This is a genomic window from Acidovorax sp. KPB24-03 (assembly GCF_057546605.1).
In genome coordinates this window covers 1-20,296 of the sequence record NZ_BAAJYR010000050.1, presented here as the reverse complement: position 1 = coordinate 20,296, position 20,296 = coordinate 1, and the positions used below count along the sequence as shown (strand labels likewise).

Below are 20,296 nucleotides of genomic sequence, written 5' to 3'. Positions count from 1 at the left end.
CTGGCGCTGCAGGTCGATGCCCGCGTGCTGGACCCGCGACCGGACACCGAAACCCTGGTGGACTGGGCGCTGCAGGTGCTCCAGCCCATCGCCGCCCCGCGCGTGGCCGACCTGGGCACCGGCAGCGGCGCCATCGCCCTTGCCTTGCAGCACCAGCGGCCCGACGCGCAGGTGCTGGCGGTCGATGCCAGCGCCCAGGCCTTGCAGGTCGCCCGGGCCAATGCAGAGCGGCTGGGCCTGCCGGTGCGCTTTGCCGAAGGCGACTGGCTCGCGGGCCTGAGCGGCAGCGCGGGATTCGATGCCATCGTCTCCAACCCTCCCTACATCGCAGCGGACGACCCGCACCTGGCGGCGCTCGTCCATGAGCCCTTGAACGCACTGGCCAGCGGCGCGGACGGCCTGGACGACATCCGCACCATTTCGGTGCAGGCGCCGGCCCATCTGGTGCCCGGCGGCTGGCTGCTGCTGGAGCACGGTTGGGACCAGGCCGAGGCCGTGCAGGCGCTGCTGCGCCAGGCCGGCTTCACCGAGGTGCAAAGCCGCACCGATCTGGCCGGGCATGCGCGCTGCACCGGCGGCCGCCGCCCGCCCGCGCCGTGATGCGATCCATCCCCCGGTCGCCGGCACTGGAAAGCGCCCGCGGCGCCCCCATGTGGAGCCTGCGCACCGCCGCCAGGGCATGCCCCGGATCACCGCGGCGCCCACCGGCCTTCGCCGACAGTGAAATAATCACGCCTTGCCGCCGATCCACGGCCACTTTCAGGAGCAACCCATGAGCGACACCCAGCAACGCATCGACGCCCTCGTCAAATCCAACGACATCCTGCTGTTCATGAAGGGCAGCGCGAGTTTTCCGATGTGCGGCTTCTCGGGCCGCGCGATCCAGCTCCTGAAGGCCTGCGGCGTGGACCCCAAGAGCGTGGCCACGGTGAACGTGCTGGACGACCCGGAGATCCGCCAGGGCATCAAGGAATACAGCAGCTGGCCCACCATCCCGCAGCTCTACGTGAAGGGCGAATTCATCGGCGGCTCGGACATCATGATGGAGATGTACGAGTCGGGCGAGCTCAAGCAGGTGCTGGGCACGCAGGGCGAATGACGCCGGCAGCCCCGGCGGCTGCATCGACCGAAGGCCGCCCCCGGGCGGCCTTTTGCATGGGAACAACAGGGGCGGGTTGACGGGGTTTTTCCGCCATTGAGACCGGGCATGTTGTGTGCTTGAATGGGTGCGTGACTTCCTCACACAGGAGCGCGCCATGACGACACAAAGCCTTGTTCCGCAAACGCCGGCCCTGAGCCTGCCGGTGGCCCAGTTGCGCAACGTGTTCCACCCCTGCGACGTCGAGCGCAAGCTCACGCGGCTGCAGGACGGCGGCAGCCAGCGCGAATACGAAAATCTGCGCGCGGTGTATGAACGCATGCTGGAACGCGGGCCCGAACGCTTCCAGGTCAAGCCTTCCGGCGTGCCGGACATGGCCCATCTCTATGACCAGTTGCCCAACTTCACCGACGTCCTCGACGATGTGAAGCGCCACGTGGCCCTGGCGCAGGACAGCCGCGACGGGCTAGAAGTCACGCCCATGCTGCTGCTGGGCCCGCCCGGTATCGGCAAGACCCACTTCGCGCGGCACCTGGCCGAGCTGCTCGGCACCGGCATGAACCTCGTGCCCATGAGTTCGATGACCGCCGGCTGGCTGCTGTCGGGCTCGTCCTCGCAGTGGAAGGGCGCGCGGCCCGGCAAGGTGTTCGAGGCGCTGGTGGAAGGCGAATACGCCAACCCCGTCATCGTCGTGGACGAGATCGACAAGGCCGCAAGCGACGCGCAGTACGACCCACTGGGCGCGCTCTACGGCCTGCTGGAGCACGACACGGCGCAGAGCTTCACCGACGAGTTCGCCGAGGTCGCCATCGACGCGAGCCAGGTCATCTGGATCACCACCGCCAACGACGAGCGCGGCATCCCCGACCCCATCCTCAACCGCATGAACGTGTTCGAGGTGCAGGCGCCCACGCCGGAGCAGGCCCGCGCCATTGCGCGCAACCTCTACCAGGGCATCCGCAACGGCCACGACTGGGGCCGCATGCTCGACCCCGAGCCGCAGTCCGACGTGCTGGACGTGCTCGCGCAGATGCCCCCGCGCGAAATGCGCCGCGCCCTGATGACGGGCTTCGGCAACGCGCGCCTGCAGCACCGCAGCGCGGTCGAAGTGGGCGACCTGCCGCGCAGCGCAGCCGGCAAATCGCGCATCGGCTTCCTGCAGTGAAGTAGCCCCCCCGCCGCCCTCGCCGCTCGCTCGCATCCCCTGCGTGCGGCGCGCGAAGGCGCGCGGCAGGGCGGCTACACTCGGCACGCTGGCGCACAGCACGATCATGGCGGCGCCTGCCGTCCCATGACCCTGTCCCAAAGTCTCTTCGTTATCGGCCTCCTCATCGTGGCCAGCGCGTTCTTCTCCATCGCGGAAATCTCCCTGGCGGCTTCGCGCCGCCTGCGCCTGCGCCAGATGGCCGACGAAGGCGACACCCGCGCCGACCGCGTCATGCGCATGCAGGAGCAGCCCGGCGACTATTTCACCGTGGTGCAGGTCGGCCAGAACGCCGTCGCCATCCTGGGCGGCATCGTGGGCGAAGGCGCGCTCAGCCCCCATTTCACCGAACTGTTCGCCTACTGGCTGAGCAACGCACGCGCGGAGACCGCGGGCTTCCTGGCGTCGTTCACCATCATCACCTCGCTGTTCATCCTGCTGGCCGACCTGTTCCCCAAGCGGCTGGGCATGGCCAATCCCGAACGCCTGGCCCTGCGCGTGTCGGCGCCGATGAAGCTGCTGATGACCGTGCTGCGGCCCGTGGTCTGGCTCTACAGCCGCAGCGCGGACCTGCTGTTCCGCATGCTGGGGCTGTCGTCGCTGCGGGACGACCGGGTCACCTCCGACGACATCCTGGCCATGATGGAGGCCGGTGCCCGCGCCGGCGTGCTGGCCGCGCGGGAGCAGCAGGTGATCGAGAACGTGTTCGAGCTGGACACGCGCACTGTCGGCAGCGCCATGTCGCAACGCGACCGCATCGCGTACTTCCTGCGCGACGATCCCGATACCGTGATCCGAGCGCGCATCGCGGAAGAGCCCTTCTCGACCTATCCCGTGTGCGACGGCGACATCGACCACGTGGTCGGCTATGTGGACGCCAAGGACCTCTTCCAGCGCGTGCTGAACAACCAGCCCATCTCGCTGGCCGACGAGGGCCTGGTGCGCAAGGTGCTCATCGTGCCGGACCGGCTGTCCCTGTCCGAAGTGCTGGAGCAGTTTCGCCAGGTGCACGAAGACTTTGCGGTCATCGTGAACGAATACAGCCTGGTGGTGGGTGTCGTCACCCTGAACGACGTGATGAGCACCGTGATGGGCGACCTCGTCATGGGCCCGGCGGACGAGGAGCAGATCGTGCGCCGCGACGAGAACTCCTGGCTCATCGACGGCGTCACCCCGGTCGAAGACGTGCTGCGCGCACTGAACCTGGACGAACTGCCCCACGCCGAAGAGTACGAAACGCTGGCCGGTTTCCTCATGGTGATGCTGCGCCGCGTGCCCCGGCGCACCGACAGCGTGAACTGGGGCGGCTACAAGTTCGAGGTGCTGGACGTGGACAGCTACCGCATCGACCAGATCATGGTGTCGCGGCTGCAGGATGCGAACGGCGTGCCCATCGCCGCGGCCAGCGCCATCTGAGGGCGGCGGCACCCAGGAGGCCCGACCGGGCGGCTATCCACCGGCCGGTGCGAGGCCCTCGGCTGCGGTGGTGATGCGGTCCTGGAACACCCAGTTGCGCTGCGCAGCGAACACCGCGTCGGGGTACTGCGGCCGGCCGCGGCTGCCGTTGTAGCGGCCCAGCGTCATGAACAGATCGCCACGCTCCCGATCGAGGTAGTGGCGCAGGATCACGCAACCGAAGCGCAGGTTGGTCTGCATATGAAAAAGCTTGCCCGGATCGCCGTCGCCGATCACCCGCGTCCAGAAAGGCATCACCTGCATGTAGCCCCGCGCGCCCACGCTGGACACGGCGAACTTGCGGAATGCGCTTTCGACCTGCACCAGGCCGAGCACCAGCGATACATCGAGCCCTGCCCGCTTGGACTCGTACCAGACGGTCTGCAGGAAATCCCGGCGTACCTCCCAATCCGGCTTGCGGCGGCGCAGCCGGTCGCTCATGGTTCCCAGCCAGCGCAGGTAGTGCAGCCGCGCTTCCGTCGTGCCGAACTGGGGCTCGGGCGGCGCCTGATTGAGCACCGCAGAACTCAAGGCAGTGCGCACGGAGTCGATCAGGGGTTCTTCCAGTTGCCCCCCGGCATGGGCGGCCTGGGGGGCCGCCAGCCAGGCCGCCGGCCCGGCGGACAAGGACACCAGACAGGCCCGGCGCGAAACCGCCCCGGCCTCGCCTTTCATCGCGCTCATGGTGTCAGCCGGCCCTTGATGTGCGCCAGGATGTCGGCCGTGGCGACCTTGGTCGCGGCGGTATCGCGGCGGTGCTGGTATTCCAGCTGGCCTTCCTTGAGCCCACGGTCGGAGATCACCACGCGGTGCGGCACGCCGATCAGCTCCCAGTCGGCGAACATCGCGCCCGGGCGCTCGCCGCGGTCATCCAGCAGCACGTCCACGCCGGCCGCCAGCAGATCGCCGTAGAGCTGTTCGGCCGCGGCCTTGACCTCCGCGCTGCGGTCCATGCCGATCGGGCACACCACCACCGTGAAGGGGGCGATGGCATCGGGCCAGATGATGCCGCGGTCGTCGTGGTTCTGTTCGATGGCGGCGGCCGGCAGGCGGGTGATGCCGATGCCGTAGCAGCCCATCTCGAAGAATGCGGGCTTGCCATCCTCGCCCAGGAAGGTGGCGTTCATGGCTTTGCTGTACTTGGTCCCGAGGTAGAACACATGGCCGACTTCGATACCGCGCTCGATGGCGAGTTCACCCTGGCCGTCCGGCGAGCGGTCGCCCGCCACGACGTTGCGCAGGTCGGCCACCACCTCGGGCTCCGGCAGATCGCGCCCCCAGTTCACGCCCGTCATGTGGAAGTCGATCGCGTTGGCGCCGCAGATCCAATCGGCCATCACGGCCACTTCGCGGTCCACCACCAGCTTCACCGGCTTTTGCAACTGCAGCGGGCCCAGGTAACCCGGCTTGCAGCCGAAGTGGTCTTCGATCTCGCCCACGGTGGCAAAACGGAAACCCGCCAGGCCCGGCACCTTGGACACCTTGATCTCGTTCATGTCGTGGTCACCGCGCAGCAGCAGCAGCCAGACCTGCGTCTTGACGATCTCGCCGGCCTCGTTGGTCTCGTCGGTGGCGAGCACCAGGGACTTCACGGTGGTCTGCAACGCCACGCCCAGCAGTTGCGCCACATCCGCGCAGGTGCTCTTGCCCGGCGTGGGCGTCCTGGCCAGGGCCTGGGCTGCCGCAGGACGTGGGCCTGCCGGAGCCAGCGCCTCGGCCTTTTCCATGTTCGCGGCGTAGTCGCTCTGGGGGCAGTAGACGATCGCGTCCTCGCCCGTGGCAGCAATCACCTGGAATTCCTCGCTCAGGTCGCCGCCGATCGCGCCGCTGTCCGCGGCCACGGCCCGGTAGGTCAGGCCGAAGCGGTCGAAAATGCGGCGGTAGGCCTGGGCCATCACCTGATAGCTGGCCTTGGCGGCCTCCTGGTCGCGGTCAAAGGAGTAGGCGTCCTTCATGATGAACTCGCGGCCCCGCATCAGCCCGAAACGCGGGCGGCGCTCGTCGCGGAACTTGGTCTGGATCTGGTACAGGTTCTTGGGCAGTTGCTTGTAGCTGCGAAGTTCCTGGCGGGCGATGTCAGTGACCACTTCTTCGCTCGTGGGCTGGATCACGAAATCGCGCCCATGCCGGTCCTGGATGCGCAGCAGTTCCGGGCCCATCTTGTCGAAGCGGCCGGTCTCTTGCCAGAACTCTGCCGGCTGCACCACGGGCATGGCGACCTCGACGGCGCCGGCCCGGTTCATTTCTTCCCGCACGATGGCCTCCACCTTGCGGATGACGCGCAGTCCCATGGGCATGTAGTTGTAGATGCCCGCCCCCAGCTTCTTGATGAGGCCCGCCCGCGTCATGAGCTTGTGGCTGACCACTTCCGCATCGGCCGGGGCTTCCTTGAGGGTGGAGACAAAGAATTGGGACGCTTTCATTGGGGGGATTTCATGCAATTGCGCCCGGTCTGCTTGCTGCGCACAAGGCGCCGTGCATAATGGTCACAGTTTAAAAAATTGGGGTTAGATTATGCTTGACCGGGACGGCTTTCGGCCGAACGTCGGCATCATCCTGCTCAACCAGAAAAACCAGGTGTTCTGGGGCAAGCGGATCCGCACCCACAGCTGGCAGTTCCCGCAGGGCGGCATCGACAGGGGGGAAACTCCCGAACAGGCAATGTACCGCGAACTGCACGAAGAAGTGGGATTGCAGCCGGGCCATGTGCGCGTGGTTGCCCGCACCAGGGACTGGTTGCGCTATGAGGTGCCTGACCGGTACATCCGCCGCGATGCGCGCGGACACTACAAGGGCCAGAAGCAAATCTGGTATCTGCTGCAGTTGCTGGGCCATGACTGGGACCTGAATCTGCGCGCCACCAACCACCCCGAGTTCGACGCCTGGCGTTGGAACGATTACTGGGTGCCGCTCGATGTGGTGGTGGAGTTCAAGCGCGGCGTGTATGAAATGGCGCTGACCGAGTTGGCGCGCTTTCTGCCGCGCCACGAGCAACGCAATCGCTATCTGCGCAGCGGCATGCGCTCCCGTGAAGGCGAAGGCTTGCCCAGCGGCATGCCCATGCACCGGGCAGGCTCCCTGCTGGTCAGTCCTGGCATGGAAATGCCCCCGGGGGCCAGCTTCGACCCCGACCCCCAAAAGAGCAAAGCCACCTCGCCCCCTTCGGAACAGGGCGCGGGCATTCCACTTTCGCCTTCGCAGTTCCTGCCTAAATTGGTTTGACGCGCCGCTGCCTTTGCCGCAAGGAAAAGGCAGCCCGCAAGCCCATGCCTTTGAGTCAGGCGTTTGCCAGCACCATGTTGTCGCGGTGCACCATTTCCGGCTCGGCGACATACCCCAAGAGCCGTTCGAATTCCGCCGACGGCTTGCGGCACAGCAGACGGGCCTCCGCACTGGCGTAGTTGGCAAGCCCACGGGCCACTTCCACACCGGCTTCGTCACGCACGGCGATGACGTCACCACGAGAAAAATCCCCCTCCACGGCGGTCATACCGATCGGCAGAAGGCTTTTTCCCTCGGTTCGCAGCTTGACCGCCGCCCCCATGTCCACGGTCACGGCGCCACGGAGCTGCAAATGGTCCGCCATCCACTGCTTACGTGCCTGCTTTTTCTGCGTTTGCGCGACCAGCAACGTTCCGATGGCTTCGCCCCGGGTCAGGCGCACGAGCACATCGGTCTCACGGCCCCAAGCGATCACAGTGGAGGCACCTGAGCCCGCGGCCCGCTTGGCGGCAATGATCTTCGTGATCATGCCGCCCCGGCCGATGCTGGAGCCCACGCCCCCCGCCATCGCCTCCAGGGCGAGATCGCCCGCCTGGGCTTCGTGCACGAACTGTGCGTCCGGATTGCGCCTTGGATCTGCCGTGTAAAGCCCTTTTTGATCCGTCAGGATGATCAAGGCATCGGCCTCCACCAGATTGGCCACCAACGCACCGAGCGTATCGTTGTCGCCGAACTTGATCTCATCCGTGACCACGGTATCGTTCTCGTTGATCACAGGCACCACCCCCAGGCGCAGCAGGGTGAGCAGCGTGGACCGGGCATTCAAATATCGCTCCCGATCCGCCAGATCGGCATGCGTGAGAAGCACTTGCGCGCTGCCCAGCCCTTGTTCCCTCAACTTGGTCTCGTACATCTGCGCCAGCCCCATCTGGCCCACCGCCGCAGCCGCCTGGAGTTCATGGATCTCATGCGGACGCGTCGCCCAACCCAGGCGCTTCATGCCCTCCGCAATCGCGCCGCTGGACACCATGACCACCTCGCGCCGCCCACCCGATTCACCGCGCGCCAGCGCCGCCAGTTGGCGACTCCATTCACCGATGGCAGCCTCATCCAGGCCACGGCCCTCGTTGGTCACGAGACTCGACCCTACTTTGACGACAATGCGGCGCGCGTCGCGCAATATGCTGGAAACCATATGGACAGTATTGGCGTCAGCGCTGGATGAACAAGCGATGAACGCTATTGAATAAGTAGCAGGAGTAGCGAAGCAGACGGATCACTCGGGTCGATCGCCCACGAAACGTGGATCCACCTCTTCCGGCGTCTGTTCAGCCTTTTGCTGAACCTGCACATGCCGGTAAATGGCATGGATCAATGGCTCGCAACCCTCGCGCGTCAAAGCCGAAATCTCGAAAACGGGGCCCTTCCACTTGAACCGTTTTACGAAATCCCGAACGCGCGCTTCACGCTCTTCCTTGGGAACCATGTCCAGCTTGTTGAGCACCAGCCAGCGCGGCTTGTCATAGAGACCCGAGTCGTACTTCTTGAGCTCGCCCACGATGGCCTTGGCTTGCGCGACAGGATCGACAGCGTCATCGAAAGGCGCCAGATCGATCACGTGCAACAGCAAACGCGTGCGCTGGAGATGGCGCAAGAACTGATGCCCCAGCCCCGCCCCTTCGGAAGCACCTTCGATCAACCCAGGAATGTCGGCGACGACGAAGCTCTGCTCCGGCCCCACCCGAACCACGCCCAGATTGGGGTGCAACGTCGTGAAGGGGTAGTCGGCGATCTTGGGCCGCGCATTGGAAATGGCAGCGATCAAGGTGGATTTGCCGGCGTTGGGCATGCCCAGCAGGCCGACATCGGCAAGCACCTTCAACTCCAGCTTGAGATTTTTCTTCTCGCCAGGCCATCCTGGTGTTTTCTGGCGCGGCGCACGGTTGATGGCGCTTTTGAACCGCATGTTGCCAAAACCGCCATCGCCACCCTTGGCGATGGTGACCACCTCGCCCGGCACCAACAGTTCATACAGCACTTCACCCGTCTCGGCATCGGTGATGATGGTGCCCACCGGCATCTTCAACGTGATGTCATCGCCAGCGGCACCGAACATGTCGGAGCCCATGCCGTGCTCACCACGCTTGGCCTCGTGGCGGCGGGAATAGCGGAAGTCCACGAGCGTATTTAAATTCGGGTCGGCCACGGCAAAGACATGCCCGCCCCGGCCGCCGTCGCCCCCATTGGGACCGCCGAACTCCTTGTACTTCTCGTGCCGGAACGACACACAACCATTGCCGCCGTCGCCGGCAGCAATGTCGATAAAGGCTTCGTCGACGAACTTCATGGGGATCCAGTTTACAAAACAGGGTTCGGAAAGCGACGCGATGCCGAGTCACCCGGCAGCCAACACTTCCAAAACGACAAAGCCCCGACAGGTCGGGGCTTCGAAAGCATCAAGTGGCAGGCGTCAGGCCGGCGTCACATTGACGGTGTGCTTGGACAGTGCGCCCTTGGTGCCGAAGGACACGTGGCCATCAACCAGTGCGAACAGCGTGTGGTCCTTGCCCACACCGACGTTCGTGCCGGGGTGGAAACGCGTACCGCGCTGGCGAACGATGATCGAGCCCGCGCTGATCAATTCGCCGCCGAAAGCCTTCACACCGAGCATCTTGGGCTTGGAATCGCGCCCGTTTCGCGTAGAGCCGCCGCCTTTTTTTCTGTGCCATGACATCAGCTCCTTTTAACCGGCGATCGCACCGATTTGCAGTTCGGTGAACTGCTGGCGATGGCCTTGGCGTTTCTGATAGTGCTTGCGACGGCGCATCTTGAAGATGTGCACTTTGTCGTGCTTGCCGTGCGCCACGACGGTTGCCGTGACGGTTGCGCCGGACACCAGGGGGGTGCCAACCTTGATTTCAGCGCCGTTTCCGACGGCCAGAACCTGGTCGATCACAATTTCCTGGCCTACGTCCGCAGCAATCTGTTCTACTTTAATTTTTTCGCCGGAAGCAACGCGATACTGCTTGCCGCCGGTTTTTATGACCGCGTACATGTGAACCTCTTTGAATGGAGTTCTGCGGACGAATTTCCGCAGAGCCGGCGAATATAGCACGAGGCAAATTTTTTAGCCAGCCAACCACATCCGACCAGGCGGCAATCGGAAAAGTCGTCTTTTGCGGCGGGCAAGCCAGGAGCGCCCGAGTCGGTACGAAGCGATTCCTATAATCCATTTTTCGTCGCTGCACACGCTCATCTTGTCCACCACCACCTCCAGCACCTCAGCAACCCTCGCCTTGATCGCCGACGACATGCACGAGGTGGACAAAGTCATTGCCGCCCGGCTGAATTCGTCAGTCTCTCTTGTGGGAGACATTGCCCGCTACATCATTTCCGCAGGTGGCAAGCGCCTGCGTCCAGCCTTGCTTTTGCTGATGTGCGGCGCGCTCGGTTACAAGGGGCTTCAGCGCTTCAATCTTGCAGCGGTGGTGGAGTTCATCCATACCGCGACCTTGCTGCACGATGATGTGGTGGATGAGTCCACGCTGCGGCGAGGGCGCCCGACAGCCAACGAGAACTTCGGCAATCCGGCAAGCGTGCTGGTCGGCGATTTCCTGCACTCGCGAGCCTTCCAGATGATGGTCGATGCGGATGACATGCGCGTGATGCAGATTCTTTCAGAGGCCACCAATGTCATCGCCGAAGGGGAAGTGCAGCAGCTCATGAACACCCATGACGCCTCGCTGGACGAGCAAGGCTATCTGGAGGTCATCCGGTCGAAGACGGCCAAACTCTTCGAAGCCAGTGCCCGGCTGGCAGCGATTCTGGCTCGCAGTTCACCAGATCTGGAGAAAGCCTGCGCAGATTACGGTCAGGCGCTCGGCACTGCTTTCCAGGTGATTGACGATGTGCTCGACTACGACGGCGACTCTTCGGAGATGGGTAAAAACCTGGGAGATGATCTACGAGAAGGCAAAGTCACTCTTCCTTTGATCATTGCCATGCAGCGCGGCACCCAGGAGCAGCGGCGCCTGATAGAAAACGCCATACAGACCGGCGCGGTGGAAGAACTTCCAGCCATCGTGCAAATTGTGAAAAGCACGGGGGCCCTGGAGGCAACCCGACTTGCCGCTGCAGCCCAAGCACAGCAGGCAATCGATGCTGCGAGGCAGTTACCCTCCAATCGCTATACGGAAGGTTTGCTAGAATTGGCCTCGCAATTACTGCAGCGGCGTCTGTAATTGCCTTGAAAACAACACATCGGGGTGTAGCTTAGCCTGGTAGAGCGCTACGTTCGGGACGTAGAGGCCGGAGGTTCGAATCCTCTCACCCCGACCACGTTGTTACACCTTCGTGGTTTCGCCGCACTCTATCCCGTTCATCCCATGGCCCGAACATCCGCACGATGTTAGGATGGTTTCCTTTCCATCCACATTGATTCTGCTGGTTACATGGCCGTTGATACCGCACCCAAAGAAGGCGCCGCAATTGCCCTGCCAGGTCTAGGCCGGGCATTGATGTCAGCCGGCAAGCTGAGTCAAAAATCAGCCGAAGATATTTTTCGCAAGTCACAGGTTGGCAAAACAAGCTTCATTGCCGAGTTGACCGGGTCGGGGGCTGTTTCCTCTGCCGATCTGGCGCACACGGTTTCTGCCGTATTCGGTGCGCCCTTGCTGGATCTGGAAGCCATCGATCCCCTTCGGATTCCCAAAGATCTCCTGGATCCGAAGATCTGCCTCGCCTATCGTGTCGTGGCACTGAGCAAGCGCAACAACCGGCTGATCGTGGCCACCGCAGACCCTACCGACCAAGAGGCAGCGGAAAAGATCAAATTCACGACCCAGATGGGGGTGGACTGGATCATTGCGGAATACGACAAGCTCATCAAGCTGATCGAGGCCAATACCAAGTCGGTCAGCGAGTCGATGGAAAGCCTGTCGGGCGGGGGAGATTTCGAATTCGACGATGTCAAGGTCGAAGAAGCTCCCGAAAACTCCGACAGCGCCAACGACGTTGAAGACGCGCCGATCGTCAAGTTCCTTCACAAAATGCTTTTGGACGCGTTCAACATGCGCGCTTCCGATTTGCATTTCGAACCTTACGAGCACCAGTACCGGGTGCGTTTTCGCATCGATGGCGAATTGCGCGAAATTGCTTCGCCCCCCATTGCCATCAAGGACAAGCTGGCGTCCCGAATCAAGGTCATTTCCAGACTGGACATTTCGGAAAAGCGTGTCCCACAAGATGGCCGCATGAAGCTCAAAGTCGGCCCGGACCGGGTCATCGACTTTCGGGTGAGCACGCTGCCTACGCTCTTTGGCGAAAAGATCGTGATCCGGATTTTGGATCCCAGCAGCGCCAAGCTGGGCATCGATGCGCTGGGTTATGAGCCGGAAGAAAAGGAACGGCTGATGCATGCCATCGGCCGGCCTTACGGCATGATTTTGGTGACCGGGCCAACGGGTTCAGGGAAAACCGTCTCCTTGTATACCTGCCTGAACTTGCTGAACAAGGCAGGCGTCAACATCGCGACCGCGGAGGACCCCTCGGAAATCAATTTGCCTGGTGTCAATCAGGTGAACGTCAATGAAAAAGCGGGGCTGACGTTCGCCACCGCACTCAAGTCGTTTCTGCGCCAGGATCCCGACATCATCATGGTCGGCGAAATTCGCGATCTTGAAACGGCGGATATTTCCATCAAGGCGGCACAGACGGGCCACTTGGTGCTGTCCACCCTCCACACCAACGATGCTCCGACCACGCTCACCCGGATGCGCAATATGGGAATTGCGCCATTCAACATTGCGTCCAGCGTCATTCTGATAACAGCCCAGCGCCTGGCTCGCCGTTTGTGCCCGGTCTGCAAAGCACCCGCCGATATTCCACATGAAACCCTGCTCGAGGCAGGCTATAAAGAGGATGAAATCGATGGCACCTGGGTGACCTATCGTCCGGTCGGTTGTTCCGCTTGCAACAATGGCTACAAGGGGCGGCTGGGCATTTACCAGGTCATGCCGATTTCCGAAGAAATTCAACGCATTATTTTGCGCGATGGAAGCGCCTTGGAAATCGCCAAGCAGGCCAAGGCCGAGGGGGTTCGCTCCTTGCGCGAAGCAGGCCTTCATAAAGCCAAGATGGGGCTGACCTCTCTCGAAGAGGTGCTGGCTGTCACCAACGAATAGCGCCAATCGCGAGGATCATTATGGCAACCGCCGCATCGAGGGATATCAAGGACTTCGTCTTTGAATGGGAGGGCAAGGATCGCAGTGGAAAGATTGTCCGCGGGGAAGTGCGCGCCGTAGGTGAAAACCAGGTCCAGGCGACCTTGCGCAGACAGGGTGTGCTGCCTACCAAGATCAAGAAGCGGCGCATGCGTTCGGGCAAGAAGATCAAGCCCAAAGACATCGCATTGTTCACGCGCCAGATGGCCACCATGATGAAGGCTGGCGTGCCACTCTTGCAATCCTTCGATATTGTGGGCCGGGGCAATACCAATGCCAGCGTCACGAAATTGCTCAACGACATTCGAAGTGACGTGGAAACCGGGACGTCGCTGAATGCGGCATTCCGCAAGTACCCGATGTACTTCGACAGCCTTTATTGCAACCTCGTCGAAGCCGGCGAGGCCGCGGGTATCTTGGAGGCGCTGCTGGACCGTCTTGCCATGTACATGGAAAAGACCGAGGCCATCAAATCGAAGATCAAATCGGCATTGATGTACCCCATTTCGGTGGTGATCGTTGCATTCGTCGTGGTCACGGTGATCATGATCTTTGTGATCCCCGCATTCAAGGAAGTATTTACCTCCTTTGGCGCTGAACTGCCGGCACCTACGCTCCTCGTGATGGCCATGAGCGAGGTCTTCGTCAAATGGTGGTGGCTGATTTTTGGCGTATTGGGGGGCGGATTTTATTTCTTCATGCAGGCCTGGCGCCGCAGCGAAAAAGTACAGATGTTCATGGACCGTCTGTTGCTGCGGCTTCCGGTGTTCGGGTCCTTGATCGATAAATCATGTGTTGCTCGCTGGACCCGGACGCTGTCCACCATGTTCGCCGCAGGGGTTCCCCTGGTTGAAGCCTTGGATTCGGTGGGCGGCGCCTCCGGCAATTCCGTGTATGCCCTCGCGACGGAAAGAATCCAGCAGGAAGTCTCGACCGGGACGAGCTTGACGGCTGCCATGGGCAACGCCAACGTGTTCCCTTCCATGGTGATCCAGATGTGCGCCATTGGCGAAGAATCCGGCTCCATCGACCACATGCTGGGCAAAGCCGCCGACTTCTACGAGGCGGAAGTGGATGAAATGGTCGCGGGGCTGTCCAGCCTGATGGAGCCCATCATCATCGTGTTCCTGGGCACCATCATTGGGGGCATCGTGGTTTCGATGTATCTGCCGATCTTCAAACTGGGCCAAGTCGTCTGATGGAACTGGGACCTTGGGGAGACGCTTCGGTACTCGGCATTTTGGGTCTGCTGATCGGTAGCTTCCTGAATGTCGTGATCCATCGCTTGCCGAAGATGATGGAGCGGCAATGGGCCGCAGAATGCGCTGACTTTGCCGCCATAGCGAACAAGGATGCGGCGTCCAGGCAGGCCGAAATGGCGCCGGTGGAACCCTTCAATCTCTGGACGCCGGCGTCGCGGTGCCCTGCCTGCGGGCATGCGGTGCAGTGGTATGAAAACATCCCGGTCCTGAGCTATCTGTGGCTTCGCGGACGATGCTCCGCCTGCAAAGTGCGGATCAGTCCCAGATATCCCCTGGTCGAACTGGCCACGGGCGGCCTTTTCTTCTTTTGCGGCTGGCATTGGGGCACGACGCTCACCGCAGTGGCGTGGTGCGGATTCGCCGCCGCGCTGATCGCTCTGGCGTTCATCGACTGGGACACCACGCTGCTGCCCGATGACATCACGCTGCCCTTGCTCTGGGCGGGCCTCATCGCCTCTGCGCTGCAGTGGACCGCCGTGCCGCTGTTCAGCGCGGTCATGGGGGCCGTTGGAGGCTACCTGTCCCTGTGGACGGTGTATTGGGCCTTCAAGCTCGCGACAGGCAAGGAAGGCATGGGCCATGGCGACTTCAAGCTCTTCGCAGCACTCGGGGCCTGGTTCGGCTGGCCGGCGCTGGTGCCCATCATTCTCATTGCGTCCGTCATCGGAGCGTTCATTGGCATCGGCATGAAATTCGCCAGCCAGTTGCGCGAAGGCGGATACGTTCCTTTCGGTCCGTTCCTGGTCGGCTCGGGACTCGCAGCCATGGTGTTCGGGCCGGAAACGATCCTGCAAGGGCTACTGCGCAGCCTGGGGCTTTGAGCCCATGGCGACCGAATCGCGGCCCGCTCTGCGCCTGGGTTTGACCGGCGGCATCGGCAGCGGGAAAAGCACGGTGGGCCAAATGCTGGCGGACCAGGGTGCTGCGCTCATCGACGCCGATCGGCTTTCGCGCCAGGTGACGGCCCCAGGGGGGGCCGCCATCGGCCCCATCCGCGACGCGTTCGGCGACGCCTTGATCGATGCGCACGGCGCGATGGACCGCGACCGCATGCGGGAACGCGTGTTCACGGACCCGGCGGCGCGTCAGCGCCTGGAGCACATCGTCCACCCGCTGGTGGCCCTGGCAACGCAGGAAGCCGCTTCGCGCGCCGTGCAAAGCGGTGCGGCCCTGATCGTCTTCGACATCCCGCTGCTGGTCGAGTCTGCCCGCTGGGCGCAGCAGCTGGACCAGATTCTCGTGGTGGACTGCACCCCCGAAACCCAGATCCTCCGGGTGCAGCAGCGCAGCGCCCTGACGCGCGAGACGATCGAAGGCATCATGGCGTCCCAAGCCCCCCGGGCGATCCGGCGGGCGGCAGCGGACATGGTGGTCTACAACGACGGAATCTCGCTGCAAGGGTTGCGAGCTGACGTCCTTCAGATCGCCCAGCGGTTCGGGCTATGATGCCCGGCATATCGGACGCGCGAAGCTGGCAGCGCCAGCCGTGTGCCCCCAGGAACCCTGCAGCGTGATCCTTTACGAATATCCCTTCAACGAACGACTGAGAACCTACCTGCGGCTGGAGCAGCTGTTTCGCCGCCTGGGTGAGTTGATTCCGCGCCAGCATCCTCTGGATCACCACTACGCACTGGTGACGGTCTTCGAAATCATGGATGTCGCGGCGCGCGCCGATCTCAAGTCGGATGTGCTCAAGGATCTGGAAAAGCAGAAGCACCAGCTGGATGGCTACCGGGGCAACCCTTCGATTTCCGAAGCGGTTCTGGACGGCATCATCGCGCAGCTCGATCGGTGCTTTGCCGGGTTGAATGCGCAGACGGGCAAGGCAGGCCAGGCCCTGGCAGAAAACGACTGGCTGATGAGCATCCGCAGCCGGGTGGGCATTCCCGGGGGAACCTGCGGCTTCGATCTGCCGGCCTACTACGCCTGGCAGCACCATGCCCCCCAGCAGCGCCAGCAGGATCTGGAAGCCTGGGCGACCACCCTCGCCCCCCTGGCGGAGTCGTTGTACGTCCTCCTGAAGCTGCTGCGTGATTCGGGCGTGCCCCAGAAGGTGGCCGCGGACCATGGGCAGTTCCAGCAGACCCTGCCCCAGGGCCGCACCTTCCAACTGCTGCGCCTTCGCATCGATCCTTCCCTGGACCTGATCCCGGAGATCAGCGGCAACCGCCTGATCGTCTCCGTGCGGCTGATGCGCCAGCATGACGACGGCAAGCTGCATGCCGCCAACGAAGATGCCGCGTTCGAACTGACCTTGTGCGCCTGAGCGCCCGTTGACCATGAGCCGTTCTCAGCCGCGTTCGCCGGCCCCCTCCAACGCCAAGTACGTGACGTGCCCGGCCTGCCGTGGCGAAAGCCTCTACGGTCCCAGCAATCCCTTCCGACCGTTTTGCAGCGAACGCTGCAAGCAGATCGACCTGGGGGCCTGGGCGAGCGAAGAATTCCGCGTGCCTACCGAACCGCCGACCCAAGACCCCGACCTGGGCGACGGGCTTCCGCACATTCCGCCGGGCGCCTGGGAAAAATAGCCCCCAGGGCATATTTTTCTAGGGCGTTTAGCTATTATTTTTATAGCTGATTGATCGTGGAAGGGTCAAAGGTTGCTCCCCGCTCCTGGGCCAGCCACTCCAGTACGGGATAAGCGCCCGGCAGTACGGGCGAGACCTGCAGGGGCCACTGCTGCCAGGCCATGGTCTGGCCCTCGCGCATTTCGAAGTCGCCCTGCCATTCCCAGACCTTGCACCAGTGCAAGCGAACCAGCGCGTGGGGATAGTCGTGCTCCGTCACCTTCCAGACGGATGCCGCACCGATGGTGACGCCCAGCTCCTCGATCAACTCGCGCCGCAAGGCCTCTTCCACGGTCTCCCCGGCCTCCAGCTTGCCGCCAGGGAACTCCCAGTACCCGGCGTAAGGCTTGCCCGCGGGCCGGGTGGACAGCAGCATGGCGCCATCCGCACGCAGCAGGATGCCGACCGCCACGTCGGTGTGCGTTCTGGCGTCGACAGGGGCCACGGGATCAGCCATGCTGGCGCCCCGCATAGTCCCGCGCGAACTGGTAGGCGACCCGGCCGCTGCGCGATCCGCGCTCCAGTGCCCAGACCAGCGCCTGGGGGCGCGCTGCGGCAATCTCCGCATCCGCGACACCCAGGAAGGAAAGCCACTGCGCCACGATGGCCAGGTATTCGTCCTGGCTGAAAGGGTAGAAGCTGACCCACAGGCCGAACCGTTCGGACAGCGAGATCTTTTCTTCCACCACCTCGCCCGGGTGCACCTCGCCATCTTCCGTGTGGGTATAGGACAGGTTTTCCTTGTGGTACTCGGGCAGCAGGTGGCGGCGGTTGCTGGTGGCATACACCAGCACGTTGGGCGTGGAAGCCGCCACCGATCCGTCAAGAATCGACTTCAGCGCCTTGTACCCCGGCTCGCCCTCTTCAAAGCTCAGGTCATCGCAGTAGACGATGAATTTCTCGGGCCGATCCGCCACGATCTCCACGATGTCGGGCAGGTCCGTCAGATCGGCCTTGTCCACCTCGATCAGGCGCAGCCCCTGAGGCGCATAGGTATTGAGACACGCCTTGATGAGGGAGGACTTGCCCGTCCCGCGGGCGCCCGTCAGCAGCACGTTGTTGGCCGGCCGGCCTTCCACGAACTGCTGGGTGTTGCGCTGGATCTTTTCTTTCTGGGCGTCGATTTCCTTCAGATCGTCCAGGCGCATCTCCCCCACATGGCGCACGGGCTCCAGCGCACCATGGCCGCCGCTGCGCTTGCGATAGCGCCACGCGATGGCACGGGACCAATCCGGTGCGGTCAGGGCCTGGGGCAATACCGATTCGATGCGGGAGATCAATTGCTCCGCACGGAGCATCAGGTGTTCGAAGGTGGCGGTCATAAGCGCTGCAGGGGGCCCGGATTCAGGAACGGTAGTCGGCGTTGATCGTCACGTACTCGTGGCTGAAATCGCAGGTCCACACTGTTTCCGCGGCATCGCCACGGCCCAGGCCCACGCGCACGGTGATCTCGCTTTGCTTCATCACGCGCTGGCCGTCTTCCTCGCGGTAGCTGGGGTTGCGCCCGCCCTTCGTCACCACATGCACATCGTCCAGGTGCAGCTCGATGAGGGTCTGGTCGAGATCGGCGACGCCGGCATAGCCCACCGCCGCCAGGATGCGGCCCAGGTTGGGGTCGCTGGCGAAGAAGGCCGTCTTGACGAGCGGCGAATGCGCGATGGCGTACGCCACCAGCTGGCATTCTTCCGCCGTCTTGCCGCCCTCGACGCGGACGGTGATGAACTTCGTGGCGCCCTCGCCGTCGCGAACGATGGCCTGTGCCAGCTTCTGCGCGACGTCCAGCATCGCGGCCTTGAGCGCCTGGCCCTCGGCGCTGTCCAGCGACACGATGGGCGCATGCGCGGCCTGCTGGGTGGCGATGGCCACGAACGAATCGTTGGTGGAGGTGTCGCCGTCGATCGTCACCCGGTTGAACGAACGGTCGGCCAGTTCGCGCAGCAACGGCTGCAGCAGTGCGGGTTCGATGCGCGCATCCGTGGCCAGAAAGCCCAGCATGGTGGCCATGTTGGGACGGATCATGCCCGCGCCCTTGCTGATGCCCGTCACCGTCACGGTGGCGCCGCCGATCTGCACCTGCCGGCTGAAGGCCTTGGGCAGCGTATCGGTGGTCATGATGCCTTCGGCCGCCTGCGCCCAATGGCCGGGCTGCGCGTCCGCAATGGCAGCGGGCAGGCCGGCTTCGATGCGGTCGACGGGCAGCGGCTCCATGATCACCCCGGTGGAAAACGGCAGCACCTGCGAAGGCGACAGGCCCAGCAAGCCGGCCGCAGCCTGGCAGGTGGACCGTGCGCGTGCCAGGCCCTCGGCACCCGTGCCCGCATTGGCATTGCCGGTATTGACCACGATGGCGCGGATGGCCTGGCCACCCGCCAGGTGCTCGCGGCAGACCTGCACGGGGGCCGCGCAGAAGCGGTTCTGCGTGAACACGCCGGCCACGGTCGCGCCTTCGTCGATCAGCAGCACCGTGAGGTCGCGGCGATTGGCCTTGCGCACCCCGGCCATGGCCACGCCCAGGCGCACGCCGGGCACGGGATGCAGGTCAGCGGGATTCGGCGCAATCAGGTTCACGGGCATGGCAGTGGGTCTCGGCGGGTAAGGGGGAAAGAAGAAGGAAGGTCAACGGCGAAAACTGCCGATTCTAGGGCGTGGCTTTTGGCGCGGCCTGGCTGGCATCGCCATCGGGCAGGTGGATCAGTCCGGTGTGGAAATCGTATTCGAACACTTCGCCATAGCGGCCCCATTCGATGACCGTGCGCAGCACCTGTTCGGCCTGGGCCTCGTCCAGGCTTTCGTGCAGCAGGCGCAGGAACGGCTTTTCCGGCAGCTCGCCCGCAGGGTCTTGCTCCAGGCTGTGGCGCATGTGGGCCGCCAGCGGAACATGCGCGAGCAGTTGCTGGCCGAACAGGGTCTGCCGCACGGTGTTGGGCGCCTGCACGTAGCGCTGGCCCAGCGCGGTCAGGTGCAGGTCGCCGTCGGCCAGCTGCGCAAACCCCAGCAGGGCCAGCGCCTGGGCCAGAGCCAGCAGTTCGTCATCGGCCAGTTCTGCGTCTTCGGCCATGCGCGGCAGGTCGGCCCGGCCGTCGAAGGGCGCCTCGGACAGCCGCTCGAGCAGCCCTTCCATCCGCCCGACATCGGCAGCCGGCAACTGGTCGGCCAGGGGCCTGCGGGACGGCTCGGCGGCCGGGCGGCCCGCGCCCGGCTGGCGCGCCGTCATGAGCCCGTAGACCTCGTCTATGAGGGCCCGCACCTCGGGGGCTGTCGGGGTG

At 63.7% G+C, this 20,296-nt stretch carries 22 protein-coding genes and 1 tRNA gene; 13 read left to right on the top strand and 10 right to left on the bottom strand.

What is annotated here, in order from left to right; genetic code table 11:
- The 4 genes from prmC to paeA all read left to right on the top strand — a co-directional run.
- On the top strand, window positions 1-600 hold a 600-nt coding region (gene prmC / locus AC27KI_RS08945; RefSeq protein WP_487113504.1), incomplete at its 5' end, for a peptide chain release factor N(5)-glutamine methyltransferase.
- A 172-nt stretch (window positions 601-772) separates the two neighbouring features.
- Window positions 773-1,099, top strand: coding sequence for a Grx4 family monothiol glutaredoxin (gene grxD / locus AC27KI_RS08940; protein ID WP_272565499.1), 327 nt, complete (start codon window positions 773-775; stop codon window positions 1,097-1,099).
- A gap of 157 nt (window positions 1,100-1,256) precedes the next feature.
- The gene (locus AC27KI_RS08935; protein WP_487113502.1) at window positions 1,257-2,264 is read left to right on the top strand and encodes an AAA family ATPase; all 1,008 of its coding nucleotides are present in this window, start codon (window positions 1,257-1,259) and stop codon (window positions 2,262-2,264) included.
- Between the two features lie 126 nt (window positions 2,265-2,390).
- On the top strand, window positions 2,391-3,719 hold the full coding sequence (gene paeA, locus AC27KI_RS08930) for a polyamine export protein PaeA (protein WP_272565502.1): 1,329 nt from the start codon (window positions 2,391-2,393) through the stop codon (window positions 3,717-3,719).
- Window positions 3,720-3,752: 33 nt separating this feature from the next.
- Here paeA and AC27KI_RS08925 read toward each other — a convergent pair whose 3' ends face one another.
- Together AC27KI_RS08925 and AC27KI_RS08920 are read right to left on the bottom strand one after the other, a co-directional pair.
- A complete protein-coding gene (locus AC27KI_RS08925) occupies window positions 3,753-4,442 on the bottom strand; it encodes a lytic transglycosylase domain-containing protein (protein WP_284408212.1) in 690 nt (229 codons plus the stop codon).
- Entirely contained in the window at window positions 4,439-6,181 is a 1,743-nt protein-coding gene (locus AC27KI_RS08920; RefSeq protein ID WP_487113500.1) for a proline--tRNA ligase, read from the bottom strand. Before AC27KI_RS08920 ends, AC27KI_RS08925 begins: the two co-directional genes overlap by 4 nt.
- 91 nt (window positions 6,182-6,272) lie before the next feature.
- Here AC27KI_RS08920 and AC27KI_RS08915 point away from each other — a divergent pair, with 91 nt between their 5' ends.
- On the top strand, window positions 6,273-6,980 hold the full coding sequence (locus tag AC27KI_RS08915; RefSeq protein ID WP_272565507.1) for an RNA pyrophosphohydrolase: 708 nt from the start codon (window positions 6,273-6,275) through the stop codon (window positions 6,978-6,980).
- A gap of 55 nt (window positions 6,981-7,035) precedes the next feature.
- On the opposite strand, the gene proB is transcribed toward AC27KI_RS08915, so the two are convergent.
- The 4 genes from proB to rplU form a co-directional block, all read right to left on the bottom strand.
- A complete protein-coding gene (gene proB, locus AC27KI_RS08910) occupies window positions 7,036-8,175 on the bottom strand; it encodes a glutamate 5-kinase (protein ID WP_284429253.1) in 1,140 nt (379 codons plus the stop codon).
- Between the two features lie 81 nt (window positions 8,176-8,256).
- A complete protein-coding gene (gene cgtA, locus AC27KI_RS08905) occupies window positions 8,257-9,327 on the bottom strand; it encodes an Obg family GTPase CgtA (RefSeq protein ID WP_487113498.1) in 1,071 nt (356 codons plus the stop codon).
- Window positions 9,328-9,450: 123 nt separating this feature from the next.
- Window positions 9,451-9,714: a 50S ribosomal protein L27 gene (gene rpmA / locus AC27KI_RS08900; RefSeq protein WP_487113496.1), complete on the bottom strand. Its 264-nt coding sequence runs from the start codon at window positions 9,712-9,714 to the stop codon at window positions 9,451-9,453.
- 9 nt (window positions 9,715-9,723) lie between these two features.
- The gene (gene rplU, locus AC27KI_RS08895; RefSeq protein ID WP_092741307.1) at window positions 9,724-10,035 is read right to left on the bottom strand and encodes a 50S ribosomal protein L21; all 312 of its coding nucleotides are present in this window, start codon (window positions 10,033-10,035) and stop codon (window positions 9,724-9,726) included.
- A gap of 256 nt (window positions 10,036-10,291) precedes the next feature.
- Between rplU and AC27KI_RS08890 the strand changes: the two genes are divergently transcribed.
- From AC27KI_RS08890 to AC27KI_RS08855, 8 genes are all read left to right on the top strand, one after another.
- The gene (locus AC27KI_RS08890; protein ID WP_487113505.1) at window positions 10,292-11,221 is read left to right on the top strand and encodes a polyprenyl synthetase family protein; all 930 of its coding nucleotides are present in this window, start codon (window positions 10,292-10,294) and stop codon (window positions 11,219-11,221) included.
- A gap of 20 nt (window positions 11,222-11,241) precedes the next feature.
- Window positions 11,242-11,318, top strand: a tRNA-Pro gene (locus tag AC27KI_RS08885).
- 113 nt (window positions 11,319-11,431) lie between these two features.
- Window positions 11,432-13,162 (top strand): type IV-A pilus assembly ATPase PilB, encoded by a 1,731-nt coding sequence (gene pilB / locus AC27KI_RS08880; RefSeq protein ID WP_284405479.1) that lies wholly within the window; start codon window positions 11,432-11,434, stop codon window positions 13,160-13,162.
- 20 nt (window positions 13,163-13,182) lie between these two features.
- The gene (locus AC27KI_RS08875) at window positions 13,183-14,400 is read left to right on the top strand and encodes a type II secretion system F family protein (protein ID WP_272565514.1); all 1,218 of its coding nucleotides are present in this window, start codon (window positions 13,183-13,185) and stop codon (window positions 14,398-14,400) included.
- Window positions 14,400-15,284, top strand: coding sequence for a prepilin peptidase (locus AC27KI_RS08870; RefSeq protein WP_487113494.1), 885 nt, complete (start codon window positions 14,400-14,402; stop codon window positions 15,282-15,284). Before AC27KI_RS08875 ends, AC27KI_RS08870 begins: the two co-directional genes overlap by 1 nt.
- A gap of 4 nt (window positions 15,285-15,288) precedes the next feature.
- The gene (gene coaE, locus AC27KI_RS08865) at window positions 15,289-15,909 is read left to right on the top strand and encodes a dephospho-CoA kinase (protein ID WP_487113492.1); all 621 of its coding nucleotides are present in this window, start codon (window positions 15,289-15,291) and stop codon (window positions 15,907-15,909) included.
- A gap of 64 nt (window positions 15,910-15,973) precedes the next feature.
- Window positions 15,974-16,729 (top strand): cell division protein ZapD, encoded by a 756-nt coding sequence (gene zapD / locus AC27KI_RS08860; protein ID WP_272565520.1) that lies wholly within the window; start codon window positions 15,974-15,976, stop codon window positions 16,727-16,729.
- 13 nt (window positions 16,730-16,742) lie between these two features.
- The gene (locus tag AC27KI_RS08855; protein WP_272565521.1) at window positions 16,743-16,991 is read left to right on the top strand and encodes a DNA gyrase inhibitor YacG; all 249 of its coding nucleotides are present in this window, start codon (window positions 16,743-16,745) and stop codon (window positions 16,989-16,991) included.
- A 40-nt stretch (window positions 16,992-17,031) separates the two neighbouring features.
- On the opposite strand, the gene AC27KI_RS08850 is transcribed toward AC27KI_RS08855, so the two are convergent.
- The 4 genes from AC27KI_RS08850 to AC27KI_RS08835 all read right to left on the bottom strand — a co-directional run.
- Window positions 17,032-17,487, bottom strand: a complete 456-nt coding sequence (locus tag AC27KI_RS08850; RefSeq protein WP_487113489.1) for an NUDIX domain-containing protein — start codon at window positions 17,485-17,487, stop codon at window positions 17,032-17,034.
- Window positions 17,480-18,352 (bottom strand): ATP-binding protein, encoded by an 873-nt coding sequence (locus AC27KI_RS08845; protein ID WP_284429257.1) that lies wholly within the window; start codon window positions 18,350-18,352, stop codon window positions 17,480-17,482. Before AC27KI_RS08845 ends, AC27KI_RS08850 begins: the two co-directional genes overlap by 8 nt.
- 22 nt (window positions 18,353-18,374) lie before the next feature.
- Window positions 18,375-19,604, bottom strand: coding sequence for a bifunctional glutamate N-acetyltransferase/amino-acid acetyltransferase ArgJ (gene argJ, locus AC27KI_RS08840; RefSeq protein ID WP_317356511.1), 1,230 nt, complete (start codon window positions 19,602-19,604; stop codon window positions 18,375-18,377).
- 64 nt (window positions 19,605-19,668) lie between these two features.
- The coding region (locus AC27KI_RS08835; RefSeq protein WP_487113487.1) for an AAA-associated domain-containing protein at window positions 19,669-20,296 on the bottom strand (628 nt) is incomplete at its 5' end.

What these genes read in the sequence shown, in the direction of transcription:
- grxD (WP_272565499.1), top strand. Translation starts at nt 773, where the DNA reads ATGAGCGACACCCAGCAACGCATCGACGCCCTCGTCAAATCCAACGAC.
- AC27KI_RS08935 (WP_487113502.1), top strand. Translation starts at nt 1,257, where the DNA reads ATGACGACACAAAGCCTTGTTCCGCAAACGCCGGCCCTGAGCCTGCCG.
- paeA (WP_272565502.1), top strand. Translation starts at nt 2,391, where the DNA reads ATGACCCTGTCCCAAAGTCTCTTCGTTATCGGCCTCCTCATCGTGGCC.
- AC27KI_RS08925 (WP_284408212.1), bottom strand. Translation starts at nt 4,442, where the DNA reads ATGAGCGCGATGAAAGGCGAGGCCGGGGCGGTTTCGCGCCGGGCCTGT.
- AC27KI_RS08920 (WP_487113500.1), bottom strand. Translation starts at nt 6,181, where the DNA reads ATGAAAGCGTCCCAATTCTTTGTCTCCACCCTCAAGGAAGCCCCGGCC.
- AC27KI_RS08915 (WP_272565507.1), top strand. Translation starts at nt 6,273, where the DNA reads ATGCTTGACCGGGACGGCTTTCGGCCGAACGTCGGCATCATCCTGCTC.
- proB (WP_284429253.1), bottom strand. Translation starts at nt 8,175, where the DNA reads ATGGTTTCCAGCATATTGCGCGACGCGCGCCGCATTGTCGTCAAAGTA.
- cgtA (WP_487113498.1), bottom strand. Translation starts at nt 9,327, where the DNA reads ATGAAGTTCGTCGACGAAGCCTTTATCGACATTGCTGCCGGCGACGGC.
- rpmA (WP_487113496.1), bottom strand. Translation starts at nt 9,714, where the DNA reads ATGTCATGGCACAGAAAAAAAGGCGGCGGCTCTACGCGAAACGGGCGC.
- rplU (WP_092741307.1), bottom strand. Translation starts at nt 10,035, where the DNA reads ATGTACGCGGTCATAAAAACCGGCGGCAAGCAGTATCGCGTTGCTTCC.
- AC27KI_RS08890 (WP_487113505.1), top strand. Translation starts at nt 10,292, where the DNA reads ATGCACGAGGTGGACAAAGTCATTGCCGCCCGGCTGAATTCGTCAGTC.
- pilB (WP_284405479.1), top strand. Translation starts at nt 11,432, where the DNA reads ATGGCCGTTGATACCGCACCCAAAGAAGGCGCCGCAATTGCCCTGCCA.
- AC27KI_RS08875 (WP_272565514.1), top strand. Translation starts at nt 13,183, where the DNA reads ATGGCAACCGCCGCATCGAGGGATATCAAGGACTTCGTCTTTGAATGG.
- AC27KI_RS08870 (WP_487113494.1), top strand. Translation starts at nt 14,400, where the DNA reads ATGGAACTGGGACCTTGGGGAGACGCTTCGGTACTCGGCATTTTGGGT.
- coaE (WP_487113492.1), top strand. Translation starts at nt 15,289, where the DNA reads ATGGCGACCGAATCGCGGCCCGCTCTGCGCCTGGGTTTGACCGGCGGC.
- AC27KI_RS08855 (WP_272565521.1), top strand. Translation starts at nt 16,743, where the DNA reads ATGAGCCGTTCTCAGCCGCGTTCGCCGGCCCCCTCCAACGCCAAGTAC.
- AC27KI_RS08850 (WP_487113489.1), bottom strand. Translation starts at nt 17,487, where the DNA reads ATGGCTGATCCCGTGGCCCCTGTCGACGCCAGAACGCACACCGACGTG.
- AC27KI_RS08845 (WP_284429257.1), bottom strand. Translation starts at nt 18,352, where the DNA reads ATGACCGCCACCTTCGAACACCTGATGCTCCGTGCGGAGCAATTGATC.
- argJ (WP_317356511.1), bottom strand. Translation starts at nt 19,604, where the DNA reads ATGCCCGTGAACCTGATTGCGCCGAATCCCGCTGACCTGCATCCCGTG.